This is a genomic window from Sulfitobacter delicatus (assembly GCF_900102535.1).
Classification (GTDB): domain Bacteria; phylum Pseudomonadota; class Alphaproteobacteria; order Rhodobacterales; family Rhodobacteraceae; genus Sulfitobacter; species Sulfitobacter delicatus.
On record NZ_FNBP01000003.1, the window covers coordinates 334,676 to 347,771 of the forward strand.

The following is a 13,096-nucleotide window of genomic DNA, read 5'->3' on the forward strand; positions in this document are numbered from 1 at the left end:
GCTTGATCAGAACGATATTTCTGTAAAGATATTCGCAACAATTGCGTGGAGTTTGTAAATAACATGATGTTGCGACGCAGAAAGACGTTGAAACCACGTATGAAAAACAGGGCAGGTCCGCTGCATGCGTGAGACACTGACCGGCAGCCGGATCCGCGAGCGGCGGGTGATGGCGGGGCTGAAACAGGCCGAACTGGCGCAGCAGATCGGCATCTCCGCCAGCTACCTGAACTTGATCGAACACAATCGCCGCAGAATCGGCGGTAAGCTCCTACTGAACATCGCACAGGCGCTGCAGGTCGAGCCGCAAGCGCTGACCGAGGGAGCCGAGGCCGCGCTGATTGCGGCGCTGCGAGAGGCTGCGGGGGATAGCGGATTGGCCGGGCCGGAGGCAGAGCGCGCCGATGAATTTGCCGGGCGTTTTCCGGGCTGGGCCAAGGTCTTGGCCTCTAGCCAGCGCCGGATCGCAGCGCTTGAGCAGACGGTGGAGGCGCTGTCAGACCGTTTGGCCCATGACCCGCAATTGGCGACATCGATGCACGAACTGCTCAGCACCGCCGCAGCGATCCGTTCGACTGCTGCCATTCTGGCCGAGACAGACAGTCTGCAACCCGAGTGGCGGGACCGCTTTCAGGCAAATATTCACCAAGACAGCCGCCGTCTGTCCGACAGTGCGCAGGCCTTGGTGACCTATTTCGACAATGCGGCAGAGACGCGGGAGGTCACGCATTCCCCGCAGGCAGAGGTCGAAGCCTTCCTCGCGGCGCATGACTACCGCTTCGAGCCGCTCGAACAGGCCCGCGCTCCGGAGGAAGCTATCGCCCAGTTGGTGGCGGGGGCGGAAGCGCTGAAGACCAAGGCTGCGCAACATATTGCGACCGGCGTGCTCCAACAGATCGCGCGCGATGCGACGGCCTTGCCGCTCGTGCAGCTAGAGCAGGCTGTGGGGGCGCAGGGGCATGACCCGGCGACGCTTGCACAGGCCCTGAACCAGCCGGTCGGACGGGTGCTGCGCCGTCTAGCGTCCCTGCCGGACCTCGGCGCGGGGCTGGTGGTCTGTGACCGATCCGGCAGCGTGACCTTTGCGAAATCCATCGAAGGCTTCACCGTCCCGCGTTTTGGCGCCTGCTGTCCGCTCTGGCCGCTGTTTGCCGTTTTGGGACAACCGGGGTTGGTGATGAAGTCCCGCGTGGCCCAGATGGGGCGGGGGCAGGCGCAGTTTGACGCGATTGCCACCTGCGAAGTGCAAGCCGCACCCGCCTATAACATACCCCCGCTAAGCCAATCGGTCATGCTGCTGCTGCCAGTGCCCTCAGGCACCACACCTGCGCAGCCTGTGGGAGCGACCTGCCGCATCTGTCCGATCTCGGCGTGTCGGGCACGACGCGAGCCTTCGATCCTGCGCGACGGTATTTAACGGGGCCGGCAGGCAGTTTTTGACAGGGCTGGCAAACCGTTGCATGCTCCCTCTCGTGCGCAGGATCCCGCAACAAGACGGGACGGCTGCGCCGAGGGGGAGACAATTTGCCAATGAGCAAACTCGTAGTGTTGGTGGAGGACGAGGTGAACATCGCCGAGGCCATCCGCTTCTTGCTGTCGCAAGAGGGGTGGCGGGTTGAGACTTTGGCCAATGGGGCGGGGGCGGCGGATGTGATCCGAAAGGCCGCGCCGGATCTGGTGATGCTTGACGTGATGCTGCCGGGCAAGAGCGGCTTTGAGATACTCGATGAGTTGCGCAGCGATCCGGCAACGGGTGATCTGCCGGTGCTCATGCTCACCGCACGCGGGCAAAGCCGCGACCGGGCGATGGCCGAAAAGGCCGGGGTCAGCCGTTTCATGACCAAACCTTTCTCCAATGCCGAGATGCTGGACGCGGTGCGCGACCTGATCGCCAGTTAACCCGCCATGCCCCGGACACCGATCTTTCTCGAAAAGCGCAGCTACCGACAGCGGCGCATGATGGATGCGGTGCGGCTGCTGCCGTTCTTGGGCCTGATGCTCTGGATGGTGCCGCTGCTTTGGCCGGTGCCGGTGGCGGGCGTGGTTGCCGAAGCCGCCCCCGCCATGCCGATGAGCGTGGCGCTGCGCTATCTCTTTGGCGTTTGGTTGCTGCTGATCTTCGCCAGTTGGGCGCTGTGGCGGCGCACGCGGGACATTGTGTCGGGTGAGGCCCGAGACCCGGCGGAAGAGGCGCGCTGATGGTCTCGCTGAACCAGCTTATCGTGGTCTGCCTGATGTATGTGGCGGGGCTGTTCATCGTGGCCTTTGCCGCCGAACGCGCCGCGTTGCGGGGGCGGGGCGGCTGGCTGCTGCGCTCGCCGCTGGTCTATACCCTGTCACTGTCGATCTATTGCACGGCTTGGACGTTCTACGGCGCTGTTGGCTATGCCGCGCGGTCAGGGTTGGAGTATGTCACGATCTACCTTGGGCCCTCGCTGGTGATGATCGGCTGGTGGTGGGGGCTGAGACGGCTCGTGCGGATCGGGCGGAGCCACCGGGTGACGTCGATCGCGGACCTGATCTCGTCGCGCTATGGCAAGTCCAACACGCTGGCGATCGTGGTGACGCTGATGGCCGTGATTGGCGTGACGCCCTATATCGCGTTGCAGTTACAGTCGGTTATCCTGTCTCTGTCGATCTTCGCCGCGCCTGATATGCCGCTGGCCGAGGCGGGGGGCGATGTGATCAACCGGGGCCAAGCCGCGCTTTGGGTCGCGGCGGGGCTGACGATTTTTACGGTGCTGTTTGGCACGCGCAATCTGAACGTGAACGAGCGCCACCACGGTGTTGTCATCGCCATCGCGGTGGAGGCTGTGGTGAAGCTCTTGGCCCTCATCGCCGTCGGTGTCTATGTGATCTGGGGCCTCGCCGGGGGCTTGAGCGAAACGCTGGCGCGGATTGATGCGTCGGACATTGGCCAGTGGGAGGTGCAGGGCAGCCGTTGGGCCGCGCTGACCATGCTTTCGGGCGCGGCGTTGCTGTGTCTGCCGCGCATGTTTCAAGTGATGGTGGTCGAGAATGACGACGAGCGGCAGTTGCAGATCGCCAGCTGGGCCTTCCCGCTTTACCTGATGTTGATGAGTCTTTTCGTCGTGCCCATCGCCGTAGTGGGGTTGGACCTGATGCCCGAAGGCTCCAACCCCGATCTCTTTGTGCTCAGCCTGCCGCTCAGCCAAGGGCAGAACGGGCTGGCGATGCTGTCTTTCTTGGGCGGTTTTTCTTCGGCGACGTCGATGGTCATCGTCGCCACGCTGGCGCTGTCGACGATGGTGAGCAACCATATCGTCATGCCGATCTGGCTGGCGTTCCGGCGCGAGGGGGCGACGCAGTCGGGCGATGTGCGCAATATCGTGATCCTTGCGCGGCGGCTGTCGATCTTCTGCGTTGTGGGGTTGGGCTACCTCTATTACCGCGCCTCGGGGGGCAGCGGTGCGCTGGCAGCGATTGGGACGATCTCGTTCGGCGGGGTGGCGCAGTTTCTGCCGGCGATGTTGGGCGGTGTGCTCTGGCGCGGGGCCACGCGGGCCGGGGCGCTGTGCGGGCTTGGCACGGGCTTTGCGCTGTGGGTCTTTACCATGCTGCTGCCGAGTTTTGGGGCGGATGTGGCCTTGTCCAGCGCCACGCTGGAGCAGGGGCTTTGGGGGCTGGCGTGGCTGCGGCCGGAGGCGCTTTTCGGGATCAATGGGATCGACCCGACGGTTCATGCGGTGGTTTGGAGCCTGTCGCTCAACACGCTGGTGTTTGTCGTCGTGTCCCTCTTTAGCTTCCCCGCGCCGCTGGAGCGTTTACAGGGCGCGCAATTCGTTAATGTCTTTGACCATTCCGGGCCTGCGCGGGGGTGGACAGCCTCAGCAGCAGGCAGCGAAGACTTGATGATCATGGCGCAGCGTATCCTCGGGGCAGCAGAGGCGCAGGCTTTCTTTGCGCGCGAGGCGGCGCGGCAGGGCCATGGCGCGCGCCTGCCTGAACCGACCCCGCGATTCGTACAGGCGCTGGAGCGGGAATTGGCCGCCTCAGTGGGGGCGGCGACGGCCCATGCTATGGTGGCGCAGATCGTGGGCGGCGCCTCCGTTTCGGTGCAAGACCTGCTCGCCGTGGCCGACGAATCGGCGCAGATGCTGGAATACTCTAGCCAGTTGGAGGCCAAGTCGCGGGAACTGACCGAAACCGCCGCCCAATTGCGTACGGCCAATGAAAAGCTCACGCAATTGTCGTTGCAAAAGGACAGTTTCCTCAGCCAGATTAGCCATGAGCTGCGCACGCCAATGACCTCAATCCGCTCGTTCTCGGAAATCCTGCGGGACGCGCCGGGGGTGTCGGATGCGGATAAGAACCGCTACGCCTCGATCATCCACAGCGAGACCATTCGTCTGACCCGGCTGCTGGACGATCTCCTTGACCTATCGGTGCTCGAAAATGGCCAAGTGACGTTGAACCAGCGCGAGGGAAATTTGCGCGATTTGCTGGACTTGGCCGTTACCACCGCACAGGCCGGGGCCGTGCGTCCGCTGGAGGTGATCCGCGACCCTGAGGCCGAAGATATCCCCCTTCACAGCGATCTCGACCGGCTCGCACAGGTCTTTATCAACCTTGTGACCAATGCGCGGAAGTATTGCGCCGCCGCGGAGCCGCAGCTTGTGATCACGCCACGGCTCGGGTCGGAGGGGCTGGTGATCGACTTCGTCGATAATGGCCTTGGCATCGACGCAGGTTCAGAAGCGCTTATCTTCGAGAAATTCTCGCGCATCACGGGCGAGGGGGACGGCGCGGGGCTGGGGCTTGCGATCTGCCGCGAGATCATGCTCCGCCTTGGGGGAGAGATCAGCTTTTTGGGTGATGTGCCCGGCACCGCCTTCCGTGTGGAATTGCCCTTATCTGCAGTGGTGCGCGAAAGAGTGACGGCATAAAGCCGATGGTAACCAATTAACGGCTAAACCTCCCCGAAAGGGCCGCGCAAGGCCGGGTGGAGGCGATGGCAGAAGACCAACTCGATACACAGACGGACGAAACGGCAGTCTCCGCTGGCGCCGCGCCGGCTTTGCTGCGCCGCAAGGCACAGGCGGGGCGCGAGGAGCAGCAGGCGCGCGCGATGTCCTTGCAAAAGGCGATGCGGCTGACATTGGCCAAAGTGGCGGATGACCTGTTTGGCATGGCAATGGCGACATTGGCGGTGCGCGTTGAAACACGCGCGGGCGATGCGTTGGACGGGCTGTTTGACGGCGCGCCATTGATGATGCTTTTGGACGGCCCGAACGGACAGCGCGGCGCGATGACTTTTGATCCGCTTTTGGTTGGCGCGCTGATCCAGCAGCAGACGATGGGCCGCGTGCTGGCCGATCATGGGGGCGGGGACCGGGTGCTGACGGCGACAGACGCTGCAATCTGCGTGCCCTTCTTGGACGATCTGCTCAGGCGCACCAGCGCCTTGCCCGAAGCGCCGGAAGACCGGCAATGGCTTGAAGGCTACAGTTTTGGCACGCGAGCAGAGGATCCCCGCTTGGTGCTGATGGCACTGGAGGCTGCAGAATACCGTGTAATGCATGTTACCATCGACATCGCCGGCGGGGTACGGCAGGGGCAGTTGACGCTCTGCCTGCCGCTCGCGGATGCGGTCGGGGTGGCCCCGAGCGCGGTGGCCGAGGGAGAGGGCGCAGACACCCCGGCGCCGGCGCTGCTGATGGACAACGTGCTGAAACTGAACGCTGACCTCAACATCGCACTGGCCCGGCTGAAAATGCCCCTGCGCGACCTTGGGGCGTTGAAAGCGGGCGATCTGCTGCCGCTGCCGGGCAGTAGTTTCGATGTTGTGACGGTGCTGACGATGAAAGGACGCGGCGTGGCGCAGGGGGCTTTGGGGCAAGTGTCCGGCCAACGCGCTGTCCGGTTGACCCGCAGTGCCGCCCCGCTGACCCAGCCACGCCGTCGCGCCAGCGACCGCGCAGAGTTGGATTTGCCAGAGGTTCAATTTGACCGGCGCGAGGCCGCACAGGCCAATGCGGCGCAGGCTGCTCCCGCGCACGAAGCAACGGCGCCCGCTCTGCCGCCAGACTTGCCAGACTTGCCCGATCTACCAGAGTTGCCCGAATTGCCGGATATGTCGGACCTGCCGGGCTTTGGCGATGGTGATCTGCCTGAACTGTCCGAGCGGGAGGCGGGCTGACCGCCCGCCGGCGACGCCGTTAAGCGTAGCTCTGACCTAGCATGGGACGCATGTTTTCGAGGTCGTAGCCAGCCTTGGCGGCCGCTTCGACGATCTTGTCGCTGTCCATCTCACCTGCCTGGCCCAAGGCCCAAGCGATGGTCGAGCGGGTGCCGGAGGCGCAATAGGCCAGCACCACGTCATCAGTCTCGGCCCCAAGCGCGCGGTTGTTGGCGATAACCTCCGGGGTCATAGTCTGATGCGTGAGCGGCTGTTCGGCAAAGGCGATCCCGGCGGCCTCGGCCGCAGCACGAACGGCGGCAGCCTGATGGCTCGGCGGCACTTCGGCATCGGGGCGGTTGCACAGAATGCGGGTGATGCCCTGCACACGCAGGTCTTCCATGTCGCCCGGATCAATCTGCGGAGCAACGAAATAGCGGGGGGTGATTTGGCGAATATCCATGCAGCGATTTAAGCAGATGCAGCCGCTCTGTCCAGCGCCCCCGGGTGGCGCGGCGCGATCAGGCCAGCGAAATGCCCATGATCACCATCATCAGACCGATGACCGACAAAAACAACGCGCCCATGTTCAGCGGCACGACCTTGCGCAGCACCGCACGCATTGCTTCATCGTCCAGCCCTGCGCGTTTGGCGCGGCTCACCTTGATGATGCACCAGCCAAGCCCCAAAAGCCCAAGCAGGGACAGGGCGGCTCCGAGCCAGACCAGAAGGTCGAAAATTGTTGTATCTGCGCTTTCCATGGCGGCCGGATTACGCCAATCGCGGGTGGGGGGCAAGTCCCGCTTGCGGGCGCGCCGTGCAGCCTGTAGTCAAACCCGCCAGAGCCAGCCAATCCGTGAGGACTTCCCATGAGCGATACCAGCACCAATCCCGACGTTGTCGAATCCGAGGGCGATGCCACCTACCGTGTGACCGCCAATGAGCTGCGCCAGTTCGTGGAGCGGATCGAGCGGCTGGATGCCGAGAAGAAAGACCTCGCAGAGCAGCAGAAAGAAGTCATGTCCGAAGCCAAGGCGCGGGGTTACGACACCAAAGTGCTGCGCAAGGTGATCGCACTGCGCAAACGCGACAAGGACGACATCGCCGAGGAAGAAGCGGTGCTCGACATGTATAAAGAAGCCTTGGGCATGTAAGCCTGCCAAGAGGCCGCCGGTGCAACTTTGCCCGGCTGCCCTTGTAAATTGCGTAGCAGCGCCCATCTGCATGGGGCGCTGCGCGGCCTCCGCAACGCCTGATGGTATGAGGCCGGTGAGACGTTTTTCATGGACATTCTGTTTGTGCTCGGTGGCCTTATTGGGCTGGTCTTGGGCGGTGAGCTTCTGGTGCGCGGCGCGGTGGCGCTGGCCCAGCGTCGGGGCATTTCGCCTCTGGTCATCGGCTTGACCATTGTAGGCTTCGGCACCTCGACCCCCGAGCTTGTGACCTCTGTGCAGGCGGCGTGGATCGGCGCGCCGGATATTGCGCTTGGCAACGTCGTCGGCTCCAACATCGCCAACATCTTTCTGATCCTCGGCCTTGCCGCCGTGATTGCGCCGGTCGTCATAGACCGTGGCAGCTTTTTGCGTGACGGGTCAGTGCTACTGGGCGCGAGCCTGCTTTGCCTTGCGGTCGTATTGGCCGGTGAGGTCAGCCGTATGGCGGGGCTTGTCTGTTTGGTCGGGCTTGGCGGCTATCTAACCTATACGTTTCGGGCCGAGCGGTCCTCGGGTGAGGCTCCGACAGGCGCGCTGCCTTTGCCGGTAGTCCACCCCAGTTCCATAATGGCATTGCTTTGGCTGGTGGGCGGGTTGGCTGTCACGCTGCTGTCGGCCCGGTTTTTGGTGATTGGGGCTGTGCAACTGGCGGAACTCGCCGGGCTGTCCGAGGCGGTGATCGGGTTAACCATTGTCGCGGTCGGCACGTCCATGCCTGAATTGGTGACCTCGGTTATTGCCGCACGGCGGGGGCAGAGCGACATCGCTTTGGGTAACGTCGTTGGCTCGAATATTTTTAACATCCTAGGGGTCTTGGGTGTCACGGCGGCCATCCAGCCGGTGGCGGTCGCGCAGCAGATCGCGACGCTGGACATCTGGGTAATGCTCGCGGCGACAGTGGCGCTGGTGGGCTACGCTTTGCGCGGCGGGCGCGTCACGCGGGGGCAGGGCGCGGTATTTGTTTTGGCCTACGCAGGCTACGTCGCGGCGTTGATCCTTATAGGGGCAGGGGGCGGATAACCGCATCTTAAGACCCCTTTGCCTAAGGTCGCCGCGACAGTCAGTTGGCGCGGAGCGTGGGATGAGAAAATCACAGTTTGGGAAATGGGTCGCAGGCGCTGCGATATGGGCGCTGACCCTTGCGGCGGTGCTGGCGTTACCCGCCTTTGCACAGGTGCAGCCGACAACCGTTGCGGGCAGCGCGGCCAACAAGATCAAACTGGCCGACCGTCAGCGTCTATTGACCGAGCAGATGGGCCGCTCTGTCTGTCTCGTGATGGGGGGCATCGACCCGGGTGCAGAATCGGATAAGGCGCGGGGGTCGGCTGATCTGTTCCATGCCACCATGCTGGCCCTGCGCACAGGCGACGAGAATATGGCGATTCTGCCTGAGGAGGACCCCGGCGTGCTGACCGCTCTTGAAGCAGTGGGGCCGATGTTTGCGACCTACCGCGCGGCGACCCTGCAGGTTGGCGCCGGGGATATGCACAGCGTTCCGGTCTCTCAGGTCATGATGCTCAGCGATCCGCTGCTGGATCTGTCGAATGCGCTGGTCGAACGGGTCCGCGCCGCGCATGGGGGCAAAGCAAACCGGCAACTTGCCGACACGGTAGAACTGGCCCGCCGCCAGACCATGCTGTCGCAAAAGCTCACGAAAGAAATCTGCTTCGTCGCGCTGAATATTGATCGGGACCGGATGCTGCCGCGTTTAACAGAAACGCTGCGCGCCTTTGAGACGGCGCAGAGCGCGTTGGAGCGGGGCAATGCGGCGCAGGGGATCCTCAAACCAACCCCAGCTATGGCTGGCAAGCTGAAGGCGGTGCGGGAACTCTGGACCCCCCTGGCCGAAATTGCCGAACGTGTCGCCACGGGCGGGGCGTTGGAAGAAGCTGCATTGAAGGACATGATCGTGCTTAGCAACAAGCTCCTGTTCAAGACCAAACAGGCCGCGCGCAGCTATGCCAAGCTGTGAGATAACGCCCTTGGACGAGTTGCTCCCGGCTTTTCCCCGCGATGTGGCGCGCAGCCGGGCAAATCCCCTTGCGCGTGGGGTTCAAGGCACATAGAAGGGCGGAAATTTTCGCCCGCGCCGTCAGTCTGCGCGGCCCTAGCCTATGGAGCACACATGCAGGTCAACGAGACGCTGAACGAAGGTCTGAAACGCGGTTACAACATCACCGTTACCGCCGCCGAACTCGAAGCCAAGGTCAACGAGAAGCTGGCCGAAGCGCAGCCCGAAGTCGAAATGAAAGGCTTCCGCAAGGGCAAGGTGCCGATGGCCCTGTTGAAAAAGCAGTTCGGTCAGAAGGTCATGGGCGAAGCGATGCAGGAAAGCATCGATGGCGCCATGAACGAGCATTTTGAAAAGTCCGGCGACCGTCCCGCGATGCAGCCCGAGGTCAAAATGACCAATGAGGACTGGAAAGAAGGCGACGACGTCGAAGTTTCCATGTCCTATGAAAAGCTGCCCGAAATTCCGGAAGTTGATCTGAGCAAGATCGAGCTGGAAAAGATGGTTGTGAAGGCCGATGACGCCGCCGTTGAAGAAGCGCTGGCGAACCTCGCCGAGACCGCGCAGGACTTCAAAGCGCGCAAGAAAGGCTCCAAAGCCAAGGACGGCGATCAGGTCGTGATTGACTTCAAAGGCTCCGTCGACGGCGAAGAGTTCGAAGGTGGCGCTGCCGAAGACTACCCGCTGGTGCTGGGTTCCAACTCCTTCATCCCCGGTTTCGAAGAGCAGCTGGTTGGCGTGAAGGAAGGCGAGGAGAAATCCGTCGTCGTGAACTTCCCCGAAGAGTATCAGGCCGAGCATCTTGCCGGTAAAGAAGCGACCTTCGCTTGCACCGTCAAAGAAGTGAAAGAGCCCGTCGCGGCTGAGGTCAACGACGAGATGGCCAAGAAATTCGGTGCCGAGGATCTCGAAGCGCTGAAAGGCCAGATCGCTGAGCGTCTGGAAGCCGAATATGCCGGTGCTTCGCGCGCTGTCATGAAGCGTAACCTGCTCGACGCGCTGGACAAGCAGGTCAGCTTTGACCTGCCGCCGTCGCTGGTTGATGCCGAAGCCAAACAGATCGCGCATCAGCTGTGGCACGAGGAAAACCCTGACGTTCAGGGCCACGACCACCCCGAGGTCGAGCCCACAGAAGAGCACAAGACACTGGCCGAGCGTCGCGTGCGTTTGGGCCTGTTGCTGGCCGAGCTGGGTCAGAAGGCCGACGTTCAGGTGACCGACGCCGAGATGACACAAGCGATCATGAACCAGGCGCGTCAGTACCCGGGTCAGGAGCGCCAGTTCTTTGAATTCGTGCAACAGAACCAGCAGATGCAGCAGCAGATGCGTGCGCCGATCTTTGAAGACAAGGTTGTCGATCACGTGGTTGAGCAGGCCAAAGTGACCGAGAAAGAGATCTCCAAGGACGAGCTGCAGAAGGCCGTTGAGGAACTGGAAGACGAATAAGTCGTACCAGACCGGATTACGGGGCAGGGGCGACGGGCAACCGTCGCCCCTGTTTCGTTTTGGACTCACGAGCGTTCAGTATGCCCCGCCCGGTGGCACACCGGGCATCGCCCTCCCTCCCCCAGGAGGGCGATTTTGCGACGTTTCGGCATTCCGAGTCATTTGCGCATTTGACACGGGTTCGGGTTCGACTGAGCGTCAGCATCGCCCACCAGGGAGGGCGATACCCTTAGCGTTAATCCTGGGACCTGTTACCGCCCCCCGAAAGAGGGCGATACTCTTAGCACCTGATCAAAGCGTGATGCGGAATTGGGCAAAGCCCTCCTCGGTATCGCCGACCTGTTCCATCTCGACGCTTTCGACCTCATTAACGTAATCCGATGCCTTCGGTCCTGTGGTAAAGAGCACGCTGGTCTCTTCCATCGGCGCGAACTGCCAATTGGCGTCAGCGCGGGGGCTTACCGTGCCCTGCTCGACGATATAGCGCACGATCACGTCGCGGTTGGTGTCGGGGCCTTCGAAGACGATCGTATCGCCCATGGCACCGGGGAAGGCACCGCCGCCGGAGGCGCGGTAGTTGTTTGTGGCGATGATGAACTCTGCTTTTGGGTCAATCGATTCACCCTCGAACTTGAGGTCGACAATGCGGCTCGCGTCCGGGTTCTCTACCTCACCCTTGGGGCCGAATTTCGACGGTTGGCTGAGGTCGATCTGATAGGTCACCCCGTCGATCACATCGAAGTTGTAGCTGGGGAAATCCGGGTTCAGCAGCGGCTGGTCAGCCTCGCCGGGTGTGATCTGGTTGAACATGCCCGCCGAACGTTCAAGCCAGTCTTTTACCTGCTCACCGGTCACCCGAACGGCGCGGACTGTATTGGGATAGAGATAGAGGTCAGCGACATTCTTAATCGCGACATCGCCCTTCGGCACATCGGTGTAATACTCCGGCCCACCCCGGCCTCCGGCCTTGAAGGGAGCGGCGGCAGAGAGGATCGGCAGACCCTCGTGCTCGGTGCCCTGCATCATCTGTTCAATGTACCAGCGCTGCGCGTTGGAGACGATTTGCACCGAGGGATCATCGGCCACCAGCGCGAAATAGCTGTGCAGGTTGGCGTCGGTCTTGCCCACCGCGCGGCGGACATAGGCGAGGGTCTCTTCGTGCTCTTGTTGCACCGAGGCGAGCACTTCCGGATCGCTTTCGACCAGCGGCATGACCGAGCGGTCTTCGTTGCGCTGTGAGATGGCGCGGGCTTCGGCGCTGTGGGTGGCGATGCGCCAGCCGCTGCCGTCGCGCTCCAGCATCAGGTCGATCAATCCAAGGTGGCTGCCCCAGAAGCCGCCCATAGTGGCGGGTTTGCCGTTAATCGTGCCCTTGTTCACGTCGACCGCCTCGTAATCGGCATAGGTGCCCGAGGGGAAGACGAGGTGGCTATGCCCGGTCATGATCGCGTCGATCCCGTCTACGGCCGCCAGCGGGACGGAGGCGTTTTCCATCATGTCTTCGGGCTTAGCCGCACCAATACCCGAGTGGGACAGGGCGATGATGATATCGGCACCGGCCTCTTTCATCTGCGGCACCCAAGCGCGGGCGGTCTCGAGGATGTCGCGGGCCTGCACCTTGCCTTCGAGGTGGCGGCGGTCCCAGTTCATGATTTGGGGCGGGACAAAGCCGATGATGCCGATCTTGATGGGGTGCGTCTCACCCGCGCCGTCGGTCAACTCGCGGTCGAGGATCACATAGGGTTTCAGCAGGGTCGTGTCCTGCGTGGGCTCAGCCCCGACCTCTTTGACAACATTGGCGCTGACCACGGGGAAATCCGCCCCGGCGAGGGATTTCATCAGAAAATCGAGACCGTAGTTAAACTCGTGGTTGCCCAGAGTGGAGGCGTCAAAGCCCACAGTATTCATCGCTTGGATGACCGGATGCATGTCGCCTTCCTTCATCCCGCGCTCATAGGCGATGTAGTCGCCCATCGGGTTGCCCTGCAGGAAGTCACCATTGTCGAGCGTTAGCGTATTGGTCGCTTCGGCGCGTATTTCGTTGATGATGCTCGCGGTACGGGCGAGGCCTACCGTGTCGCGCTCTTTGTCCGCGTAATAGTCATAGGGGAAGACATGCACATGCAGGTCCGTCGTCTCTAACAGCCGCAAATGCGCTTGATTGGCGGCAGCGCGGAGCGAGAACGGGTGCAGGGCGAGCAAGCCAGCGGAGCCGGCGAGGAAATGGCGGCGGTTCAGGCGCAGGGTCATGGGCGGCGTTCCTTCTGTATCGGTACAACCGCAGCT

12 protein-coding genes are annotated in these 13,096 nt (G+C 62.5%); 9 read left to right on the forward strand and 3 right to left on the reverse strand.

Going from position 1 to position 13,096, the window contains the following annotated elements; translation table 11 throughout:
- Window positions 1–124 precede the first annotated feature (124 nt).
- From BLS57_RS08015 to BLS57_RS08035, 5 genes are all read left to right on the forward strand, one after another.
- Window positions 125–1,417, forward strand: a complete 1,293-nt coding sequence (locus BLS57_RS08015; RefSeq protein ID WP_093740981.1) for a helix-turn-helix domain-containing protein — start codon at window positions 125–127, stop codon at window positions 1,415–1,417.
- Between the two features lie 113 nt (window positions 1,418–1,530).
- Entirely contained in the window at window positions 1,531–1,899 is a 369-nt protein-coding gene (locus BLS57_RS08020; RefSeq protein WP_093740983.1) for a response regulator transcription factor, read from the forward strand.
- 6 nt (window positions 1,900–1,905) lie between these two features.
- Window positions 1,906–2,199 (forward strand): hypothetical protein, encoded by a 294-nt coding sequence (locus BLS57_RS08025; RefSeq protein ID WP_093740985.1) that lies wholly within the window; start codon window positions 1,906–1,908, stop codon window positions 2,197–2,199.
- Window positions 2,199–4,907 carry an ATP-binding protein gene (locus BLS57_RS08030; protein WP_093740989.1) on the forward strand — a complete coding sequence of 903 codons (2,709 nt, stop codon included), beginning with the start codon at window positions 2,199–2,201 and terminating at the stop codon, window positions 4,905–4,907. The genes BLS57_RS08025 and BLS57_RS08030 overlap by 1 nt, the downstream gene beginning before the upstream one ends.
- 65 nt (window positions 4,908–4,972) lie before the next feature.
- The gene (locus tag BLS57_RS08035) at window positions 4,973–6,160 is read left to right on the forward strand and encodes a FliM/FliN family flagellar motor C-terminal domain-containing protein (RefSeq protein ID WP_093740993.1); all 1,188 of its coding nucleotides are present in this window, start codon (window positions 4,973–4,975) and stop codon (window positions 6,158–6,160) included.
- A 19-nt stretch (window positions 6,161–6,179) separates the two neighbouring features.
- On the opposite strand, the gene BLS57_RS08040 is transcribed toward BLS57_RS08035, so the two are convergent.
- The gene (locus BLS57_RS08040; protein ID WP_093740996.1) at window positions 6,180–6,602 is read right to left on the reverse strand and encodes a TIGR01244 family sulfur transferase; all 423 of its coding nucleotides are present in this window, start codon (window positions 6,600–6,602) and stop codon (window positions 6,180–6,182) included.
- 58 nt (window positions 6,603–6,660) lie between these two features.
- The gene (locus BLS57_RS08045) at window positions 6,661–6,900 is read right to left on the reverse strand and encodes a hypothetical protein (RefSeq protein ID WP_167356387.1); all 240 of its coding nucleotides are present in this window, start codon (window positions 6,898–6,900) and stop codon (window positions 6,661–6,663) included.
- A gap of 108 nt (window positions 6,901–7,008) precedes the next feature.
- Between BLS57_RS08045 and BLS57_RS08050 the strand changes: the two genes are divergently transcribed.
- The 4 genes from BLS57_RS08050 (at window position 7,009) to tig (ending at window position 10,810) form a co-directional block, all read left to right on the forward strand.
- A complete protein-coding gene (locus BLS57_RS08050) occupies window positions 7,009–7,293 on the forward strand; it encodes a DUF2312 domain-containing protein (RefSeq protein ID WP_093740999.1) in 285 nt (94 codons plus the stop codon).
- A 129-nt stretch (window positions 7,294–7,422) separates the two neighbouring features.
- On the forward strand, window positions 7,423–8,373 hold the full coding sequence (locus tag BLS57_RS08055) for a calcium/sodium antiporter (RefSeq protein ID WP_093741001.1): 951 nt from the start codon (window positions 7,423–7,425) through the stop codon (window positions 8,371–8,373).
- Between the two features lie 61 nt (window positions 8,374–8,434).
- Complete coding sequence (locus BLS57_RS08060; RefSeq protein ID WP_093741003.1) at window positions 8,435–9,325, forward strand: type IV pili methyl-accepting chemotaxis transducer N-terminal domain-containing protein; 891 nt, start codon at window positions 8,435–8,437, stop codon at window positions 9,323–9,325.
- 153 nt (window positions 9,326–9,478) lie between these two features.
- Window positions 9,479–10,810 (forward strand): trigger factor, encoded by a 1,332-nt coding sequence (tig, locus tag BLS57_RS08065; protein ID WP_093741005.1) that lies wholly within the window; start codon window positions 9,479–9,481, stop codon window positions 10,808–10,810.
- 291 nt (window positions 10,811–11,101) lie between these two features.
- On the opposite strand, the gene BLS57_RS08070 is transcribed toward tig, so the two are convergent.
- Window positions 11,102–13,060, reverse strand: a complete 1,959-nt coding sequence (locus BLS57_RS08070) for a bifunctional 2',3'-cyclic-nucleotide 2'-phosphodiesterase/3'-nucleotidase (RefSeq protein ID WP_093741007.1) — start codon at window positions 13,058–13,060, stop codon at window positions 11,102–11,104.
- Window positions 13,061–13,096 lie beyond the last annotated feature (36 nt).